The sequence below is a fragment of the Enterococcus camelliae genome (genome assembly GCF_042685105.1).
In the GTDB taxonomy this organism is placed as follows: domain Bacteria; phylum Bacillota; class Bacilli; order Lactobacillales; family Enterococcaceae; genus Enterococcus_G; species Enterococcus_G camelliae.
Genome location: NZ_JBHUMO010000030.1, coordinates 1 through 18,313 on the forward strand (window position 1 = coordinate 1; position 18,313 = coordinate 18,313).

Sequence of the window (18,313 nt, forward strand, 5' to 3'; positions counted from 1 at the left end):
ATGTAGATACCTCTTTCATACTTATGGTTTTGACGCTTTTAAGTATAACGTATCTACATGATTTTTTTGTTTATTTCTTTATGCATTTCATTTTACAACTTACCGTTTTTTCTTTTCTTTATTTTTTTAGGGGATATTACTTGACAAATAAAATGGGCCCCCATAATCGCTAAGAACAGGTATTCTCCTGTATCTTAATGAAAGGTGGTGGCAACTATGCTTACTAGCTGCCAAACCACGGAATGTTATTTAAATAACTTAAATTTCGCGATAGCGAAAATTCCACTTGAAATTTTAGACGAATTTCAATCGGATATTCAGTTATTTAAAATGATGGATTTAGACCCAGCAGTCCCACTCCTGTTAACGAGATACTCGAAAACAGGAAGACCAGGTATAGATCCTATAAAGATATTTCGTTCGCATCTTTTCGAAAGTCGCCACAAGTTAAACCACAAGGAGTTTCGCAAAATTTTGCATTGTTCCTCAATGGTACGAGCACTATGTGGTTTTGAATCAATTGATGAAATTCCAAGTGTCGGAACACTTTATAATTTTGATGAACGTCTCGTTCCGACAAAAGAAAAGCTTGTGATTCGTGCCCCCTATGGTAAAAAAACAAAGAAACTTAAGCAGGGCGAAAAGCTTCCTGAAAAGAAAGGTGTTAAACGTACCACTAGGATTGCTAAGGCAATCATGGAAGGACGGATTGACCTGTCTAATTCTCCTGAAAGGCTTATGCAGATAATTTTTGCAGAAGTCGTTGTAAAACCGTCGATAAAACTTGGTCTCATCGACACCAACATCACGCTGTCTGGTGATGGAACATGCCTAGAAACAGGGGCATCGTCCTACGGACGAAAAATATGCGACTGTAAATCAAAAGGTATATGGAGCTGTAAATGCGAGCGTAGATATTCCGACCCTCTGGCTACCCCAGGTTGGGATAGTCACAAAAATCGTTGGTTTTACGGTTACACGGCATTTATTCTGAATACATTCTCCAAAAAACACCATAAAGATCTTCCTCTTTACGTCCGCCTCTTTGAAGCGAGGAGGCATGACTCAATATCATCAATGATTGCCTTGCAAGAATTCCAAGAAATCTATCCTGACCTTAGGATTAAGCATTTTCTTGGAGACTCAGCAATGGATGCAGATCCTATCTACACTCTTTTAAACCACTGGAATATATCAGCTGTCATTGATTTAAATGGCCGCCGTGGCAGAAAACCAAAGGTTGGAGACATTTGTTTTGATCAATCAGGACAGCCGATATGTCCAGGTGAAATCCCCATGACCTATTACGGAAGCTGGAAAAGGGGATACACAACGAGAGTGAAGTACCGTTGTCCTGATAAGACAGGAGATTGTGCTTGCCCATTAGCTAAATATTGTTCAGAGAAACCATACGGCCGTGTCTATACAATATCTATCCATACTGAAGAGGACCTTCGTTTTTATACAAAGATTCCAAGAAACTCCAAAAAATGGTATCGACTTTACAAAGAACGCTCGTCTGTTGAAAGAACCAATAAACAATTGCTAATTGACCACGGGATTGAGAACTCGATGATTCGATCAAAACGCCGTAATTTTATCCAATGCATTTTTGCTTGTATTGATATCCACTTAAAAGCTCAATACGAGGTATTGAATAAATAGTGCGTTATTTTTAAAAAATGGATCAAAAAACGTTTATTTAGTGCACCCAAAATTTGCAGGTGGATAGAAAAAACAAGCTTTTTATTGGATTCTTTAGGAAAACATCAACATCGCAACCTTAGTGTTCAATCGTTTCTGAACTCACTCTTTAGTGAGTTGAAACAATCGCTTCAACATGAGACAAGATTGTTTCAATTGTGGCTAACGCGCCTGGACCAAAATCACCGCAAGCTAATAAAGCTTGGCGAGGTTCCAATTCTTGGTAGCCAATATCTTTTAGTTGTTGTATGTTTTTTTGAGTGAGAGGATGCAGATACATTTTGGTATTCATTGCAGGAGCAATCATTTTTGGTATTGTCTGATCCAAAGCCAAAGCAACGGTTGTTAGCAAATCATCGGCAATCCCGTTGGCTAATTTAGCGATAATGTTGGCTGTAGCAGGAGCGACCAAAAAAAGATCAGCTTGTTTTGCCAGTTCGATATGATTGATGCTTTGTGGATTGTGCTCACTCATGACATCAACATGGACGCTACGTTTTGATAAAGATTGCAAGGTTAATGGTGTAATGAATGCCTGACTATGTTGGGTCATTAGCACATCTACTTCATAACCTAGTTTTGTTAATTCGTTGGTTAGATCAGCTGCTTTGTATGCAGAAATACTGCCGCTGATTCCTAGTAAGATACGTGTCTTTCTCATCATTTTATGCTCCTTGATTTGCATGATTTTGCATCTGGTTGACAATTAATTGGGCGATGCCTTGTTTTGTCTCTGCTTGTGCGATAATGCCAGTTGCATCAAGTAGGTAGCCTGTATGCTGATTGTTTTCAATCGAAGTCAAGTCATTTGCTAAAACATAATCCGCATGGCTTTTTTTGCGACTGGCTTCAGCTACTTGAAAGAGTTCCTCTTTTGATACATTGACCAATAACTTAAAACCAACAAGGCAAGTCTGGGGTTGCATTGTTTTAATTATTTGAATGACTTTGGGTGTTTTTTGTAAAACCAAAATCAAGTGATCGGTCTTAGAAGAGAGCTTGGACTCTTTCTTTGGCAACTGATCGCCTAGCATCGAGGCAAATGTTTCTTTGTCCAATTCCTGCGTTGGATGAGCCTGGTGCCACTGATTAAATTGATTAAGAAATTGCTCTTCTGAATAAACCGTTTGGGTTGTAAAATCACTGACGGCCATACTGTGGATAACCGCATCATAGGTATGGACAGCCAACAAGTTCGTCAACGCTAGGTTTAAGGAGTGCGTGTCCTGGATGACTGTAACATGTAGGTGATTGGATTCTTTTGGTTTATGTGCAGAAGAGGAAGCGATGACATCTACTTCGGCGCCACTTTTTTGAAAGGCTTCCGCTATCATCGTTCCTAGTTGACCAGTTGCGTGATTGGTAATGGAGCGAACGTCATCTATTTTTTCACTGGTACCACCTAATGTGATTAAGACTCTCATTTTTCCACCTCTATGCGTACGATGGTTCTCCCAACGTGGGTCCCTGCTAAGAATAAATCGGCCTGTTCTTTGATAGCTGTTAGTCCAACTTCTGTTAGAGGAATTGTTGCGAGTAGTTGTTGGTGCTCTGCTAAAAATGACCAGATTGCAGGTCTTTTCTCAATGGGAACAGCTACAGAATCAATGCCAATCAATTGAATCGCACGCAAGATAAACGGCAAAACCGTTGTTTCAACTTTGATTCCTCCAGCATTTCCACATAAGGCAACTTTACCTTCATAGGAAAGGGATGGCAATAAATCACTGAGAAGCTGACCACCGACAGTGTCAATAATTGCATGAATCGTTTGCTTCGCCAAAGGACGTCGTTTTTCAGGTACGATTTCTTCTGGCGAACAAATCGTTTTTGCACCACAAGTAGTGAGCCATTGAGCGGTATCTTTCTTCCGTGTGAGAGCCACAATATTTTGGTACCCCAAAGAAGAAAGAAGACCGATGGCGATACTTCCAACACCACCCGTTGCTCCAGTAACGACAATCATTGCATCTTTCTCAACGATTGTACTTGTAATCGCCCTAACCGCCAACGCAGCCGTGAAACCAGCCGTTCCAAAGCACATGCTATTTCTTAGTGAGAGTGATTTCGGTTGTCGAACAAGCCAAGCTGTAGGAACAATTTGTACTTGACTGTAACCCCCGGGATGAGATACACCCAAATTAAATCCGGTTACAATAACATTTTCACCGATTGGCCAATGGGGATCTTTGGATGCAATAATTTCTCCGGCAAGGTCAATACCCGGTACCATTGGGTATTGGCGAATCACCCCACCATTTATCTTTGTGGCAAGTGCATCTTTATAATTGATGGATGAGTAAGCAATTTTTACGACTACTTCATCTTCGCGAGGTTCGGGTAGTTGAAAATCAGCCACTGTTGCAGTTACGTAATCCTCAAGTTGCTTTACTTCTAATGCTTGGTAAATTGTCATCTGAAAAATCCTCCTTATAAATTTACTTGAGCAATTCAGAGATATCACGAACATCATAACATATTTTATTTGAGCGGTTGGTTTATTTTCCTCATAATTTTCTTTGGAATGTGTATTTCTTACAATTATATGCTTGTTTTTTTTTTAAAAAAACCCTATTCTTATACAGTATGTTGTGCCATAAACAATAAAGCGAGAAAGACCGATGTGGGTATTACTTCAATTACGTTTTGAAGCAATGACATATAATACACTGTATACAAGGAGGAAAATAATGGGAAAACCAATCATTTCGTTTAACGATGTGGTCAAACGCTATGACGACGAGGATGTTTTAAAGAATGTTAGCTTTGAAATAGAAGAAGGAAGATTTTATACGCTTCTTGGTCCATCAGGTTGTGGCAAAACGACGATTTTGCGTATTATCGCCGGGTTTTCTGAGGCAACAGAAGGAGATGTTTTTTTTGAAGGAAAACGGATCAATGATGTGCCTGCGAATCAACGCCAAGTGAATACGGTTTTTCAAGATTATGCTTTGTTTCCACATATGAACGTTTTTGATAATGTGGCGTTTGGACTCAAAATCAAAAAAGTTCCAAAAAAGGAAATCGAACAAAAAGTAACAGAAGCATTGCATTTGGTTCAGCTAGATGGCTACGCGAATCGTGAGATTAGTGAAATGTCTGGTGGACAACGGCAACGGGTTGCTATTGCACGGGCTATTATTAATGAACCCAAAGTTCTTTTACTGGATGAACCATTGTCTGCACTGGACTTAAAGTTAAGAACCGATATGCAGTATGAATTACGTGAATTACAACAGCGGTTAGGTATCACTTTCATTTTTGTAACACATGACCAAGAAGAAGCGCTTGCGATGAGTGATGAAATTTTTGTCATGAATAAAGGGAAAATTGTTCAAAGTGGGACACCTGTCGACATCTATGATGAGCCAATCAACCATTTTGTCGCTAGTTTTGTTGGGGAGTCCAACATTGTCAACGGCACGATGATTGAAGATAATGTGGTGCAGTTTGTAGGGAAAACATTTGACTGTGTTGATGGAGGGATGAAACCGAACGAGTCAGTTGAAGTGGTCATCCGACCAGAAGACTTAAGTTTAACAACGGTGGATAAAGGAAAACTAGTTGTACGAGTAGATACCCAGCTCTTCCGTGGCGTTCATTATGAAATCATTTGTTATGATGAGCAAGAAAATGAATGGATGGTTCACTCTACACGTAAAGCTGTTGAAGGAAGTCAGATTGGCTTAGCTTTTGAACCAGAAGATATCCATGTCATGCGTTTTAATGAGTCAGAAGAAGATTTTGATGCACGTTTAGAAAGTTACGAAGAGTAGGGACGGAGGGAAAGAAATGTCAAAAGTTCGTCGAGTCTATGCCGTACCTTATCTATTTTGGTTGGTGCTATTTGTCATTGCACCAGTTGTTTTAATTGTTTATCAATCTTTTTTTAATATGAATGGCCAGTTTTCATTAACGAATTATGTTACCTATTTTGCTTCAGGAAAATATTTAACGATGACCTTTAACTCTGTATGGTACGCCTTTCTAATTACAGCAATGACGTTAGCCATTAGTTACCCAACTGCTTATTTTTTAACAAAACTAAAACATAAAAATTTATGGCTATTGCTCATTATTTTGCCGACATGGGTGAACCTTTTGCTGAAAGCGTATGCCTTTATTGGTATTTTTGGGATTCATGGGAGTGTGAATAATTTCCTCAGTCTTTTCGGGATTGGCCCACATCAAATTTTGTTTACTGATTTTAGTTTCTTAGTAGTGGCGACTTATATCGAGTTGCCATTCATGATTATGCCTATTTTTAATGCTTTGGAAGAATTGAATCCTTCATTAATTAGTGCCAGTCGTGACTTGGGGGCTAATTCATTTGAAACGTTTCGAAGAGTTGTGTTTCCACTTTCATTGAATGGCGTGAAAAGTGGCATACAGGCAGTCTTTATCCCATCGTTGTCTTTATTCATGTTGACACGTCTGATTGGTGGAAATCGTGTTATTACTTTAGGGACAGCCATTGAGCAACATTTCTTAGTTACTCAAAATTGGGGAATGGGTTCAACGATTGGAGTTGTGCTGATTATCGCAATGTTCATTGTCATGTTCTTCACTGGTGAAACGCGCAAAGGGGGGACCAGAAAATGAAAAAAATAAAATGGTCTCATGTTTATTTAGTGATTGTGTTCGCACTATTGTATGCGCCAATTTTCTATCTCATATTTTATTCATTTAATAAAGGTGGTACCATGAATCGCTTTACTGGCTTTACTTGGGAAAACTATCAGTCGGTTTTCGAGGATACACGATTGTTGATTATTGTATTAAATACGTTTATGCTGGCGTTTCTTTCGTCATTGTTGGCAACCTTGATTGGTACATTTGGCGCAATGGCCATTTACTATACACCCAAACGTAAAAATCGTGCTTTGTTGTTGGGGTTGAACAATATTTTATTGGTTTCACCTGATGTTATTATTGGTGCGAGCTTTCTAATTTTCTTCACAATGGTGGGTTCTGTCATTCGTGGATTTAGCTTAGGTTTTTTTAGCGTCTTACTTTCCCATATTGCCTTCAGTATCCCGATTGTTGTATTAATGGTGATGCCGAAATTGCAAGAAATGAATGACTCTATGATTGATGCGGCACGAGATTTAGGGGCAAATACCTTTCAGGTGATTAAAAATATTGTGCTGCCATTCTTATCTCCGGGAATCATTGCCGGGTATTTTATGGCATTCACCTATTCTTTAGATGATTTTGCCGTGACTTTCTTTGTTACAGGCAATGGTTTTTCAACGCTATCTGTGGAAATCTACTCACGGGCACGGCAAGGAATTAGTTTGGAAATTAATGCATTGAGCACACTCGTCTTTTTATTTTCCATGATTCTCGTAGTTGGCTATTACTTTATAAGCAAAGATGATACGCCAAAACGCTTTCGGAAAAGTGATGTAGAGGGGGCGGTGTTACGATGAAGAAAATTACCTCGTTGTTCATTGGAATTGTCTTGGTTATCATCGTGCTGGTTTTTGGTTCTCATCAGTTGGAGAAATCGACAGGGATGGCTGGTGCAAAGGTGGTAAACATCTATAACTGGGGTGATTACATCGATCCGGCATTGATTAAAAAGTTTGAAAAAGAATCAGGTTATAAAGTTAATTATGAAACATTTGATTCAAATGAAGCCATGTATACTAAAATTCAACAGGGTGGAACGGCTTATGATATAGCTATTCCAAGTGAATATATGATTCAAAAAATGATCAAAGCCAAACTACTTTTGCCACTCGATCATACAAAAATAACTGGTTTATCAAATATTGGGGATTCCTTTTTAAACTTAGATTTTGATCCTGGAAACAAGTACTCTGTGCCGTATTTCTGGGGAACTTTAGGTATTGTATACAATGATAAATTTGTTGATGAAAAAGATATGACCTCTTGGGATGATTTATGGCGTCCTGAATTAAAAGACAACATTATGTTAATAGATGGTGCACGCGAAATTATTGGTTTAGGACTAAATAGTCTGGGTTATTCCGTAAACAGTAAGGATATGAATCAATTAGATGAAGCTGTAGCAAAATTACGAAAGTTGACACCAAACGTGAAGGCAATCGTAGCGGATGAAATCAAAATGTATATGGAAAATGAGGAGAGCGCTGTAGCAGTTACGTTTTCAGGGGAAGCAGCGGATATGATGTATGAAAATAGCCATCTTCATTATGTGATTCCAAAAGAAGGAACCAATCTTTGGTCAGACAATATTGTGATTCCCAAAACTTCCAAGAACCAAAAAGGGGCATATGCCTTTATCAACTTTATGTTAGAGCCAAAAAATGCTGCACAAAATGCAGAGTATATTGGCTATTCAACGCCTAACCAAGCTGCGATGAAATTAATGCCAAAAGAAGTTGTCGAGGACAAACAATTTTATCCTACTAAAAAGATGATGTCTAAAATGGAAGTCTATCGTGACTTAGGATCAAAATATCTGGGTATTTATAATGATTTGTTTTTAGAATTGAAGATGTATCGGAGATAAGAGGAAAATATAGTAAAAATGTGAGAAACTCAGTTTTTTGGTAAAAAAGATTCCCAATTTTGCTTATCATTTCTAATTATCTAGCGTAAGCGGCTGAAAAGCCGCTTTTGTCTTTTAGTTCTTCATTGACACACGATCTTTCCATATTGAAGATCAGAAAAATTTGAAAGAAAAACTAGAAAAGAAAAACTAGAAAAGAAAACCAACTAAACGGATGCAGGCCTGTTTGTGACTGTGTCGTTTAGTTGGTTTTTTTCTTGATGTTAAAAAATTATAATAGCGATGGGCTACTGCACCGTCTTAGTATTCTTTCTGGACAATCGTCTGGATCCACATTCCTGATTTGACTAGTCTGAAACCGATGGCGCTTTTAAGCAATTCAATGAGTTGACACAGCAGATAAACTAACACGATTGACATCGAGGTATGAGTGCTCAAAAGAAAAGCTAATGGCAGAACAATGAAACAGGTAAAGACACTATCAAATAAGAACGTTAGAAATGTTTGACCACCAGATCGAAGAACGAAATAGCTCGCGTGATTGAAGGCATACATTGGCATACAGAGAGCAGCAATCGCAATAAATTGACTTGCCAAACGTTTGACTGCCTGATCTGTGTGATAGATTTCTGGGAAAAAAGGTGCAATTAGAAACATGATTGTACCGATAAGTAGACAACTAATGACGGAAAAGAACAATAATTTACGTGCGGTATCTTTGGCACGAACGGGTTGATTAGCCCCTAATAATTGGCCTATCATGACAGCTACAGCGCTACCCAAAGCAACGTATACAATATTGAAAAGATTGGAGATTGTTGACGCAATATTTAAAGAGGCGATGACCGCAAGTCCACGAACAGAGTAGGCTTGCATAATCAAGGTTTGGCCGATTGCCCAAAGGATTTCATTGGCCATAAGCGGAGAGCCTTTTTTGAGAATTGTTTTAACTAATTGTTTAGGTAGCCTAAAATGACGATAGGCCTGAATAATGAAGGGGTTGTCGGTTGCATTTTTATGAACCCAATAAACAATAATGAAGCATTCAACGATTCGTGCAAGTAACGTTGCAATACCGGCTCCCAGAACACCTAAACGTGGGAACCCAATTAAGCCAAAAATAAGCAAAAAATTTAGCAAGGTGTTGGTAATGACAGCAATGCTACTGGCAAACATAGGAACAACCGTTTTTCCCATTTCACGTAGCGAGCTAGCATACGCTTGAGAGAGAGCAAAAAAAGGAAGACTGAACAAAAGAACCAACAAGAATTCTTCGGCCGATTTTAAGGCGGTGCTTAGTTCAAGTGAGCGAGCATTGCCATGTAGGTACAATGAAATAAAAAAGTCACGAAAAAAATACAAACTGCCCATGGCAATCATACAGATCAAGGCATTCCCAATCAACTTAAAACGGAAAGCATCTCGCATACCGTGAAAATCGCGTTTGCCAAAAAATTGTGTGCCAAAAATGCTTCCAGCTGAGACAATGCCAAAGATGCTTAGGTTAAAAACAAAGATGAGTTGATTGATAATGGCCACGCCAGACATTTGAGCAGTCCCTAGTTGACCAACCATTAAGTTATCTAATAGACCAACAAAATTGGTGATTGCATTTTGAATCATCACGGGAATGGCAATGGTAAAAACAGTTTGATAAAATTGTTTATCCCCAATAAAACGGTTCATTAGTTCTCCATTTCTAAGAGAATAGACCAGATTATTGAACATATCTTCAATAACCAAGTCTATTGCTACTTACTTTTCTAAATTTTCTAAGATAATACTTTCTTGTTCCCATTGATCGAGAAGGAGTAATTGTTCCTCCTGTGCGTTTTCTAGCAAATCATTCAGTTCTTGTAATTTAACGTGATCATCCAGTATAGTTGGATTGGCCATTTCCACTTGATAATTCGTTATTTTTTCTTCAATTTCTGCTAATTGCATTTCTAATTGTTCGACTCTACGACGAACTTGACGAACTTGTTTTTGTTGTTCTTTTGATTGTTGGAATGACTGTTTTCCGATTGAGGCAACTTTTTCCTCTTCTTCCTCAAGTTGCAAAAGAGCAGCCAGTTCACGTTCTTCTTGTTTCTTCTCTATATAATAGTCGTAATCACCTAAGTAGACTTTTGTCCCATTTTCAGAAAGTTCGATGACTTTCGTCGCTACACGATTGATAAAGTAGCGATCATGTGACACGAAGAAAAGGGTCCCTTCATAATCAATCAAGGCATTCTCTAACACTTCTTTATTATCAATATCCAAATGGTTCGTAGGTTCATCTAGTATCAGAAAATTTTCTTGATTCATCGCTAATTTTGCTAGGGCAACGCGTGCTTTTTCTCCACCACTCAGTAGAGGGATCGTTTTTTCGACATCTTGACCTGAAAATAAAAATCCGCCCAAAACATTGCGAATTTCGACTTCTGGCGTTGTTGGGTGCTCATCCCATAGCTCTTGTAAAATCGTTTTATTTGAATGAAGGTCTGCTTGACCTTGGTCGTAGTAACCGATTGTGACATTTGTTCCTAAATGCACTTCTCCTCTGATAAAAGGTAATTTATGAATAATTGACTTTAAAAGAGTTGATTTTCCTATGCCATTTGGTCCAACGAGTGCGACAGAGTCCGTTTTTCGAATATCCAATTGAATAGGTTCTGCTAAAATATGCTGCTTGTCATACCCAATCGCACCATCTTCAACTTGCAATACGATATTACCTGATGGCTTTGCTATCTCGAAAAGAAAGTGAGCAGACTTTTCATCGCCTTGTGGTCGATCCAATCGATCCATTTTTTCTAATTGTTTTCGCCGACTTTGCGCGCGTTTTGTCGTAGACGCACGAACTAAATTGCGAGCAACAAAATCTTCTAGTTTGGCGATTTGTTCTTGTTGTTTTTCATATGCTTTGAGCTCACTTGTGAGTTGTTCAGCTTTTACTTCCAAATAGCGACTGTAATTTCCTTTATAGTGACGCATTTTGTGACGACTAATTTCGTAAACCTCATTGACTACTTTATCAAGAAAATAGCGATCGTGAGAGACAATCAACAGGGCACCACTGTAGCCTTGCAAATAAGTTTCTAACCAAGAGAGTGTAGGAATGTCCAGGTGGTTGGTCGGTTCATCAAGAATCAAAATATCTGGTTTTTGTAAAAGTAGTTTAGCTAATGCTAATCTGGTTTTTTGACCACCTGACAATGTTTCGATGGATTTGTCATAGTAGGAGGCATCAAATTGAAAGCCGTGCAGCACAGACCGAATCTCATTTTCATAGCCATAACCGTTTTGATCTGCAAAATCGTGTTGCAAATGATCATACTCTTTAAGTAAACGAGGATAATTGGCATCATTAGGTGCGGTTTGACTAATGGCCAGTTCAACTTCGCGCATGCGTTGTTCCATCATTCGAATTGAATGAAAGGCATCAAGCATTTCATCCCAAACCGTTTGATCTGAAATTAAACCCGTATCCTGAGCTAAATAACTTAAGGTAGCTTGTTTATTTTTAGCAATTGTTCCTTTATCGGGGGCCTCAATACCAGCTAAAATTTTGAGTAATGTCGATTTGCCTGCGCCATTTCGACCAACCAGTCCGATGCGTGCATGGCTATCAATTTCAAGTTGAATATTTTGGAACAATACATCGGCACCAAAAAGACGTGCAATTTGAGTAGCTTGTAATAAAATCATAAGATCCTCACTTCATCATTTGATATGTTTCATGTTTCAGGAATAGAATCCTTTATTTATAAGGATTTCTCGCAAAATTAGTCTATCATATTTTTGGTAATCTAGCGAGAAGTCGCGTCGTCTTTTTCAGAAAAAAAAGATTGTGTGAGCAATCAAATTGCCTTTTTCGTTCGAATTTTGTATGATGGTTTTTGTACTAGTGAAGTTTTCACAAATGGAGGGTTATTAATTGAGAGACAATCAAATTCCAAAGGCAACGGCGAAACGCTTGCCTTTGTATTACCGCTACTTGCGGATATTGAATAATGCAGGGAAAAAAAAGGTATCATCTACCGAGTTAAGTGAGGCCGTTCAGGTTGATAGCGCAACAATTCGCCGCGATTTTTCATATTTTGGTGAATTAGGAAAACGCGGATATGGGTATGATGTGCAGGATTTAATGCAATTCTTTGCGAAGACATTGAATGATGATCAAATGACGAATGTTGCATTGGTAGGTGTAGGGAATTTAGGTAGTGCCCTACTTAAATACAAATTTCATCAAAGTAATAGTATTCGCGTGAGTGCAGCATTTGATGTTAATCCAGATATCGTTGGTAGAATCGTTGATGGAATTCCAGTGTATCCAATGAGTGATATGAAAGAACAAATTGAGATTCAACAAATTGACATTGCCATTTTGACCGTACCTGCACAAAAATCACAAGATGTTGTCAATACATTGGTGGACGCAGGAATTAAGGGAGTTCTTAATTTTACGCCGGCACGCATTACCGCTCCAGACGGTGTTTTGATTCAAAATGTAGATTTAACGAACGAGCTCCAAACATTAATTTATTTTCTTCATTCGACCCATCCGTCGTTTGTTGAACCTGACGAAGGATAACTAGAATACTTTTAAAAAAGAAAACCTGAACTTTTTTATGATTGCGGAATGCATCAGAATAAGGAACATCTTATTTTGTGCAAAGCAAGAAAGATTGTTCAGTTTTTTTTTTGCAAAAAAGTAAAGTTTTAAAAAAAATAAGCAAAAAGAGTAGTTTTTTTGCTTATTTGGTCGTATGGTTCCTTTAGATGATTCTAAAAAGGAGAAGTGCTATGTTTCAAGGTATTCCAAATTCATTGTCTCAAATGAGCATGATTTTTTTGTCCGTTGTGATTGAGGCGTTGCCATTTGTGTTATTGGGTTGTTTAATTTCAGGATTATTGCATGTGTTTCTTAGTCCTGAAGCAGTTAATAAATTTTTACCAAAAAATAAATTTTTAGCAATTTTAGTGGGTTCCCTCATGGGAGTCTTTTTTCCTTCCTGTGAGTGTGGAATCGTACCTATCGTGCATCAATTTTTAAAAAAAGAAGTGCCTATTTATACTGCCTTTCCGTTTATGCTCACTGCACCGATTATTAATCCGATTGTGCTGTTTTCTACGTTTATTGCTTTTAGCGATTCTTGGCACTTTGTTTTCTTACGTGTAGGCGGTAGTCTCTTTGTTTCTCTGGTTGTCGGGCTTTGGTTGGCATATATCTATAAAAAAAGTCCGTTAAAAGAGGCCGTTCATACATCTATGCCGATGCCAGACGAATCAAATCAGGAACATACGCGTCATAAGGGACATCATCATGAAGTGAGTGCTTCTGTCCTTGTTCCAATGAAACCTGATGCGTATTCTCATGAGAATTTTGCTTCGCCAGAAATAGCTTGTGCTGTTCCTACTCATTTTCAAGAGGTTGTTCCTTTTCGAGCAAAAGTACTGGACTTTTTAGAACACAGTCTAGATGAATTCTTCGACACAGGGAGATATCTCATTATTGGCGCATTGATTGCGTCAGCCTTGCAAGTGTATCTGCCGACCAGTGTCATGTTGACATTAGGATCAACGAAATTATTGGCAATTGGAGTGATGCTTCTTTTGGCTGTGATTATGTCTCTTTGTTCTGAAGCGGATGCTTTTATTGGCGCAAGTTTGCTAAGTCTTTTTGGTGTTGCGCCAGTTGTGGCCTTTTTAGTTTTTGGTCCAATGGTTGATATCAAAAACTTATTAATGATGAAACGTTATTTTGGTGGAAAATTCATTTTTCAATTGGTTACTTTGATTGCTTGTTTGGTGACGATTTATGCATGGGTGGTGTAAAGAATGATTCGTTTTTTTCTATTGTTAGGTTATAGTCAATTGATGATGTATTTGCAGCTGACTGGAAAACTAGACCAATTTATTAACACGCACTACCAATATTTAGCAACTCTTTCGATGATTTTGGCACTTTTTTTAGCCTTAGTTCAACTATACGTCTGGGTAAAAAACGACCCTAAAAAAGTGAGTCATTCACACCATGAACATCACCATCATGATCACGATCATTTTATGACAGGTAGACAAAAATTCTTGGCATATTGTCTACTCAGCTTGCCACTAATTGTTGGTTTTTTATTCCCAACCGTCAGTCTTGACACCACAATTGTCCAGGCAAAAGGGTTTCAGTTTCCGATTAGTAAAGAATCAGTAGGCGATCCAGAAATGAATACGCAATACTTGCAACCCAATACAAGTATTTATTTCAACAAAGAAGATTATCAAAAACAGATGGCTAAGTTGCGGAAAAAATATGGATCAACGGGAACAGTTGTTGTGACTGATGAAAATTATTTAGAGGTGATGGAGTTAATCTACAATTACCCAAGTGAGTTTACGGGTCGAAAAATCCATTATGAAGGCTTCATTTTTAACGCACCAAAAAATCAAGGGAACTTTCTGTTTCGTTTCGGTATTATCCATTGTGTAGCTGATTCTGGTGTCTTTGGGTTACGTGTGTTGTTGCCAGAAAATACAAGTGTAAAGAATAATCAATGGTTTCAAGTTGAAGGGACAATCGAATTGGATTACTACGAACATCTGCAGCGCGACTTGCCAACGGTAAAGGTGGCTAAGATGACAAGTATTTCAGCACCCAAGAATGAATATGTCTATCGTTCATTTTAGGAGCCTATGATTGGCAAAGAAATGAGGGGAATGGGTGAATGCAAGATACTAGGTCTGATTGTCGAGTAGCCTGTCTCCAATTAAATTCAAACAATGGCTAAAATTTGTTACATTTCCGTTATTTTAAAAGAGATATAATTGTAGTTTGATGCGATGTTTAGTACAATGGGTAAGTAAGAAGAGGATTTATTTGAAAGAGGTGTTGTACCATGGGGTTTACAGATAAAACTGTTCGCTTTGATTTCGATGATAATCGGAAAAGAGAAGTGAGCGAAACGCTAGCAGTAGTTTACCGTGCATTAGAAGAAAAAGGATATAATCCAATTAATCAAATTGTAGGGTATTTGCTTTCTGGCGACCCTGCCTATATTCCTCGTTATCAAGATGCTCGTAATTTGATTCGTAGATATGAACGAGATGAAATACTGGAAGTGCTAATTCGTGATTATCTAAAGAATCATGGGGTTAACCTGTAGTGAGAGTAATGGGGCTGGATGTTGGTTCAAGAACTGTGGGAATTGCGATTAGTGATCCGATGGGGTGGACGGCACAAGGAATAGAGATTATCAAAATCAATGAAGATGAAGGTATTTTTGGCTTTGATCGTGTCAAAGAGTTGGTAGATCAATATGAAGTGAACCATTTTGTTGTCGGTTTACCCAAAAATATGAATAATACGATTGGTCCAAGAGCTGAAGCTTCGATGGCTTATGGGAAAAAATTAGAACAATTGTATGGGCTACCTGTTTCTTATCAGGATGAGCGTTTAACGACGGTACAAGCTGAGCGGATGCTTATTGAACAAGCAAATGCGTCCAGAGCAAAGCGGAAAAAAGTCATTGATAAATTGGCTGCAGTCATGATTCTGCAAAACTTTTTGGATAGTAATGGAAAAAAGATGTTTTAATTTTAAGAAATGAGGGAAAGTAGATGACAGAAGAACACACACATGACCACGAAGGACATGAACATATCACATTGGTAGATGATGAGGGAAATGAAACATTATACGAAATTCTTCTAACGATCGATGGACAAGAAGAATTTGGTCGTAATTACGTTTTACTTTATCCAGCAGGTGTTCCTGAAGAGGAAGACGTAGAATTGCTAGCCTATGCCTACGTAGAAAAAGAAGACGGAATGGAAGGCGATTTGCAACAAATCGAGACAGATCAAGAATGGGATATGATTGAAGAAGTCTTCAATACTTTCATGGCTGAAGAAGAAGAATAGTCTATAAATAATAGCTGAACCCTTGGTAGATAAGGGTTCAGCTTTTTTGATATGGTTGAATGCACAAAGGGATTGGTGGTTGCATATTTTGTATTTTGTTTTAGAAATAATTGGGATATCTACGCATCTAGGATTCATCGTCGTTGAGATAGAAGCCTCGTGGCGGAACTGGTGTGGAAAAAACAATTTGTGTCTGAGTGCGACCAAAGTGCTGAATTTCGTTAATAAAGCTATCCAGCTTTTTCGTCGAGGGGAAGACCACCGTTAACAGCATTGAATAAGGGCCGGTTACACAATTGCATTCCAGAACATATCGAATCGTTTGGATATAGTCATAAAACTCAGGTTTTTGTTTGGGTTCAAGAGATAAATGAATGAAGGCCTTAATTGGAAGACCGGCCTTTTCAAAATCAATTTTTGCTTGGTAGTCAGTGATAAACTTCATTTGTTCTAGGTGTTTTATTCGCTGAGATATGGCTGGTGGTGTAATAAATAGTGCATCGCTGATTGTTTTGATGGATAATCGACTATTTTGTTGAAGTAGATTGAGTATTTTTCGATCTATGGAATCCATTGCTTTCCTCTTTTCATGAAAATGAGTCATTTTCTTTTTTTTAAATTGATTTGAGACATTTTTTCTTTGTTATCCAAACAGATTGTCAAAAATATTGGTAGACCATTTCTTTATGTGATAGTTTATCACATGTAATAAAAAAAGGGGATGATTTGTTTTATGCGGATAGAAAATGATTCAATTGGGAGTATACCAATTCATGCAGATTCTTATAATGGGATTCATACGTTTCGAGCAAGAATGAATTTTGACATAAGCAAACAGGAAGTTGATCGGGTGCTACTTTATCAAATTGCTCAAATTAAAGCGGCGGCGGCTATCGCAAATCAACAAACTGGCAAGTTATCTGCTTTAAAAGCGCGGACGATTGTCGATGTGGTCGATGAAATTTTGGATGGACAATGGGATCAAGAATTGAGATTGGATGCTTTTCAAGGAGGAGCTGGCACGTCAACCAATATGTTGCTCAATGAATTTATTGCAAATCGAGGATTGGAACGTTTAGGACATTTAAAAGGGGAGTATCAGTATCTTCACCCACTGGATGATATTAATCAGAGTCAATCGACAAATGATGTGTATCCGAGTGCAGGAAAGTTGGCTGTTTTTCTACAAATTCATCAATTATTAGAGCCGCTTCAAGCATTGACGGGTGTTTTAGATGAGAAGGCGGTGGCATTTGCGAATATCCAAAAAATGGGTAGGACACAATTACAAGATGCTGTTCCAACAACTTTCGGACAATCATTCCAAGCTTATGGAAATAATCTGAAACGATGTGCAAAACGCTTGCGCGCAATCATGAATGAATTAACAGAATTAAATTTAGGTGGGACGGCTATTGGTACCTGTGTGAATGCAAGCATACCTTACCGAACTATCGTGTATCGAGAATTGAAAAAGCGGAGCAAAATAGCTGTCAAGCCTGCCGCAGATTTTATTGATGCAACTCAGAATCTGGACGTTTTTGTGATGGTTTCTAGCGTGTTAAAAGCTTTGGCGGTTTCACTTTTAAAAATGAGTCATGATTTGCGTTTATTATCTAGTGGACCAAGAGCTGGACTAGCGGAGCTTGCTTTACCCGCTCGCCAAGCTGGATCTTCTATCATGCCAGGAAAAGTGAATCCTGTTATCCCAGAGGTGGTCAGCCAAATCGCATTTCAAGTAATGGGAAATGATACAACAATTACTATTGCTGCTGAATCTGGCGAGCTTGAATTAAATGCCTTTGAACCAGTTATTTTTCATAATTTATTTGAATCTATCCAGTTGTTAAATCAAGGATGCAGAGTACTGAATACACATTGTTTAGCAGACATTCAAGTGAATAGCGAAAAATGTCTGCAGGATGTGTCACACGGGACAGCATTGGCTACGAAATTGGCACCAATTATTGGATATGAACGAGCAAGCAACGTGGTAAAGGAATCTTTACTCAAAAATATCCCTGTCGAAGAGTTGTTAGGGAAAGAATCTTTCGAAGCGCTATCAAAACAAATTGGATGATTTTTCCTAAAGAATCTTGAGCCTGAATTATTCATGAAATACTTTTTCCGTCGTTTCATAGGCAGTTGAGTCAATAAAAAGATCAGAAAAACGAGCGAGATCCTCTCATGACGTGCCACTAAATA

Annotated in this window: 18 protein-coding genes; 12 read left to right on the forward strand and 6 right to left on the reverse strand. The window is 38.2% G+C overall.

The window, feature by feature from the left end:
• Positions 1-216: 216 nt before the first annotated feature.
• On the forward strand, positions 217-1,665 hold the full coding sequence (locus ACFSR0_RS04360) for a transposase (protein WP_379980282.1): 1,449 nt from the start codon (positions 217-219) through the stop codon (positions 1,663-1,665).
• Positions 1,666-1,813: 148 nt separating this feature from the next.
• On the opposite strand, the gene coaC is transcribed toward ACFSR0_RS04360, so the two are convergent.
• The 3 genes from coaC to ACFSR0_RS04375 are packed head-to-tail and all read right to left on the reverse strand — an operon-like array spanning position 1,814 to position 4,120.
• Positions 1,814-2,365, reverse strand: a complete 552-nt coding sequence (gene coaC / locus ACFSR0_RS04365; RefSeq protein ID WP_379980284.1) for a phosphopantothenoylcysteine decarboxylase — start codon at positions 2,363-2,365, stop codon at positions 1,814-1,816.
• 4 nt (positions 2,366-2,369) lie between these two features.
• Positions 2,370-3,128, reverse strand: a complete 759-nt coding sequence (locus tag ACFSR0_RS04370) for a phosphopantothenate--cysteine ligase (RefSeq protein ID WP_379980286.1) — start codon at positions 3,126-3,128, stop codon at positions 2,370-2,372.
• Complete coding sequence (locus ACFSR0_RS04375) at positions 3,125-4,120, reverse strand: YhdH/YhfP family quinone oxidoreductase (RefSeq protein WP_379980288.1); 996 nt, start codon at positions 4,118-4,120, stop codon at positions 3,125-3,127. Before ACFSR0_RS04375 ends, ACFSR0_RS04370 begins: the two co-directional genes overlap by 4 nt.
• A gap of 274 nt (positions 4,121-4,394) precedes the next feature.
• Between ACFSR0_RS04375 and ACFSR0_RS04380 the strand changes: the two genes are divergently transcribed.
• The 4 genes from ACFSR0_RS04380 to ACFSR0_RS04395 are packed head-to-tail and all read left to right on the forward strand — an operon-like array spanning position 4,395 to position 8,206.
• A complete protein-coding gene (locus tag ACFSR0_RS04380; RefSeq protein ID WP_379980290.1) occupies positions 4,395-5,480 on the forward strand; it encodes an ABC transporter ATP-binding protein in 1,086 nt (361 codons plus the stop codon).
• 16 nt (positions 5,481-5,496) lie between these two features.
• Positions 5,497-6,306: an ABC transporter permease gene (locus ACFSR0_RS04385; protein ID WP_379980292.1), complete on the forward strand. Its 810-nt coding sequence runs from the start codon at positions 5,497-5,499 to the stop codon at positions 6,304-6,306.
• The gene (locus ACFSR0_RS04390; protein WP_379980294.1) at positions 6,303-7,136 is read left to right on the forward strand and encodes an ABC transporter permease; all 834 of its coding nucleotides are present in this window, start codon (positions 6,303-6,305) and stop codon (positions 7,134-7,136) included. Before ACFSR0_RS04385 ends, ACFSR0_RS04390 begins: the two co-directional genes overlap by 4 nt.
• Positions 7,133-8,206, forward strand: a complete 1,074-nt coding sequence (locus tag ACFSR0_RS04395; RefSeq protein ID WP_379980296.1) for an ABC transporter substrate-binding protein — start codon at positions 7,133-7,135, stop codon at positions 8,204-8,206. Before ACFSR0_RS04390 ends, ACFSR0_RS04395 begins: the two co-directional genes overlap by 4 nt.
• A gap of 300 nt (positions 8,207-8,506) precedes the next feature.
• On the opposite strand, the gene ACFSR0_RS04400 is transcribed toward ACFSR0_RS04395, so the two are convergent.
• Positions 8,507-9,892 (reverse strand): MATE family efflux transporter, encoded by a 1,386-nt coding sequence (locus ACFSR0_RS04400; protein WP_379980298.1) that lies wholly within the window; start codon positions 9,890-9,892, stop codon positions 8,507-8,509.
• A 69-nt stretch (positions 9,893-9,961) separates the two neighbouring features.
• Entirely contained in the window at positions 9,962-11,899 is a 1,938-nt protein-coding gene (locus tag ACFSR0_RS04405; RefSeq protein ID WP_379980300.1) for an ABC-F family ATP-binding cassette domain-containing protein, read from the reverse strand.
• A gap of 229 nt (positions 11,900-12,128) precedes the next feature.
• Here ACFSR0_RS04405 and ACFSR0_RS04410 point away from each other — a divergent pair, with 229 nt between their 5' ends.
• The 6 genes from ACFSR0_RS04410 (at position 12,129) to ACFSR0_RS04435 (ending at position 16,108) form a co-directional block, all read left to right on the forward strand.
• Positions 12,129-12,785, forward strand: coding sequence for a redox-sensing transcriptional repressor Rex (locus tag ACFSR0_RS04410; protein ID WP_379980302.1), 657 nt, complete (start codon positions 12,129-12,131; stop codon positions 12,783-12,785).
• A gap of 212 nt (positions 12,786-12,997) precedes the next feature.
• The gene (locus tag ACFSR0_RS04415) at positions 12,998-14,029 is read left to right on the forward strand and encodes a permease (protein WP_379980304.1); all 1,032 of its coding nucleotides are present in this window, start codon (positions 12,998-13,000) and stop codon (positions 14,027-14,029) included.
• 3 nt (positions 14,030-14,032) lie between these two features.
• Entirely contained in the window at positions 14,033-14,875 is an 843-nt protein-coding gene (locus ACFSR0_RS04420; protein WP_379980306.1) for a TIGR03943 family putative permease subunit, read from the forward strand.
• A gap of 209 nt (positions 14,876-15,084) precedes the next feature.
• Positions 15,085-15,351 carry an IreB family regulatory phosphoprotein gene (locus ACFSR0_RS04425; RefSeq protein ID WP_379980308.1) on the forward strand — a complete coding sequence of 89 codons (267 nt, stop codon included), beginning with the start codon at positions 15,085-15,087 and terminating at the stop codon, positions 15,349-15,351.
• Entirely contained in the window at positions 15,351-15,782 is a 432-nt protein-coding gene (ruvX, locus tag ACFSR0_RS04430) for a Holliday junction resolvase RuvX (RefSeq protein ID WP_379980309.1), read from the forward strand. Before ACFSR0_RS04425 ends, ruvX begins: the two co-directional genes overlap by 1 nt.
• A gap of 23 nt (positions 15,783-15,805) precedes the next feature.
• The gene (locus tag ACFSR0_RS04435; protein WP_379980311.1) at positions 15,806-16,108 is read left to right on the forward strand and encodes a DUF1292 domain-containing protein; all 303 of its coding nucleotides are present in this window, start codon (positions 15,806-15,808) and stop codon (positions 16,106-16,108) included.
• Positions 16,109-16,235: 127 nt separating this feature from the next.
• Here the strand turns inward: ACFSR0_RS04435 and ACFSR0_RS04440 are convergent, their stop codons facing one another.
• A complete protein-coding gene (locus tag ACFSR0_RS04440; RefSeq protein WP_379980313.1) occupies positions 16,236-16,682 on the reverse strand; it encodes an Lrp/AsnC family transcriptional regulator in 447 nt (148 codons plus the stop codon).
• 159 nt (positions 16,683-16,841) lie between these two features.
• On the opposite strand from ACFSR0_RS04440, the gene ACFSR0_RS04445 reads away from it, so the two are divergent.
• Positions 16,842-18,188 (forward strand): aspartate ammonia-lyase, encoded by a 1,347-nt coding sequence (locus ACFSR0_RS04445; protein WP_379980315.1) that lies wholly within the window; start codon positions 16,842-16,844, stop codon positions 18,186-18,188.
• Positions 18,189-18,313 lie beyond the last annotated feature (125 nt).

Excerpts from the sequence above, each read along its gene's own strand:
- ACFSR0_RS04405 (WP_379980300.1), bottom strand. The coding sequence starts at position 11,899 with ATGATTTTATTACAAGCTACTCAAATTGCACGTCTTTTTGGTGCCGAT.
- ACFSR0_RS04420 (WP_379980306.1), top strand. The coding sequence starts at position 14,033 with ATGATTCGTTTTTTTCTATTGTTAGGTTATAGTCAATTGATGATGTAT.
- coaC (WP_379980284.1), bottom strand. The coding sequence starts at position 2,365 with ATGAGAAAGACACGTATCTTACTAGGAATCAGCGGCAGTATTTCTGCA.
- ACFSR0_RS04390 (WP_379980294.1), top strand. The coding sequence starts at position 6,303 with ATGAAAAAAATAAAATGGTCTCATGTTTATTTAGTGATTGTGTTCGCA.
- ACFSR0_RS04415 (WP_379980304.1), top strand. The coding sequence starts at position 12,998 with ATGTTTCAAGGTATTCCAAATTCATTGTCTCAAATGAGCATGATTTTT.
- ACFSR0_RS04400 (WP_379980298.1), bottom strand. The coding sequence starts at position 9,892 with ATGAACCGTTTTATTGGGGATAAACAATTTTATCAAACTGTTTTTACC.
- ACFSR0_RS04370 (WP_379980286.1), bottom strand. The coding sequence starts at position 3,128 with ATGAGAGTCTTAATCACATTAGGTGGTACCAGTGAAAAAATAGATGAC.
- ACFSR0_RS04380 (WP_379980290.1), top strand. The coding sequence starts at position 4,395 with ATGGGAAAACCAATCATTTCGTTTAACGATGTGGTCAAACGCTATGAC.
- ACFSR0_RS04375 (WP_379980288.1), bottom strand. The coding sequence starts at position 4,120 with ATGACAATTTACCAAGCATTAGAAGTAAAGCAACTTGAGGATTACGTA.
- ACFSR0_RS04435 (WP_379980311.1), top strand. The coding sequence starts at position 15,806 with ATGACAGAAGAACACACACATGACCACGAAGGACATGAACATATCACA.
- ACFSR0_RS04385 (WP_379980292.1), top strand. The coding sequence starts at position 5,497 with ATGTCAAAAGTTCGTCGAGTCTATGCCGTACCTTATCTATTTTGGTTG.
- ACFSR0_RS04440 (WP_379980313.1), bottom strand. The coding sequence starts at position 16,682 with ATGGATTCCATAGATCGAAAAATACTCAATCTACTTCAACAAAATAGT.
- ACFSR0_RS04445 (WP_379980315.1), top strand. The coding sequence starts at position 16,842 with ATGCGGATAGAAAATGATTCAATTGGGAGTATACCAATTCATGCAGAT.
- ACFSR0_RS04360 (WP_379980282.1), top strand. The coding sequence starts at position 217 with ATGCTTACTAGCTGCCAAACCACGGAATGTTATTTAAATAACTTAAAT.
- ACFSR0_RS04395 (WP_379980296.1), top strand. The coding sequence starts at position 7,133 with ATGAAGAAAATTACCTCGTTGTTCATTGGAATTGTCTTGGTTATCATC.
- ACFSR0_RS04425 (WP_379980308.1), top strand. The coding sequence starts at position 15,085 with ATGGGGTTTACAGATAAAACTGTTCGCTTTGATTTCGATGATAATCGG.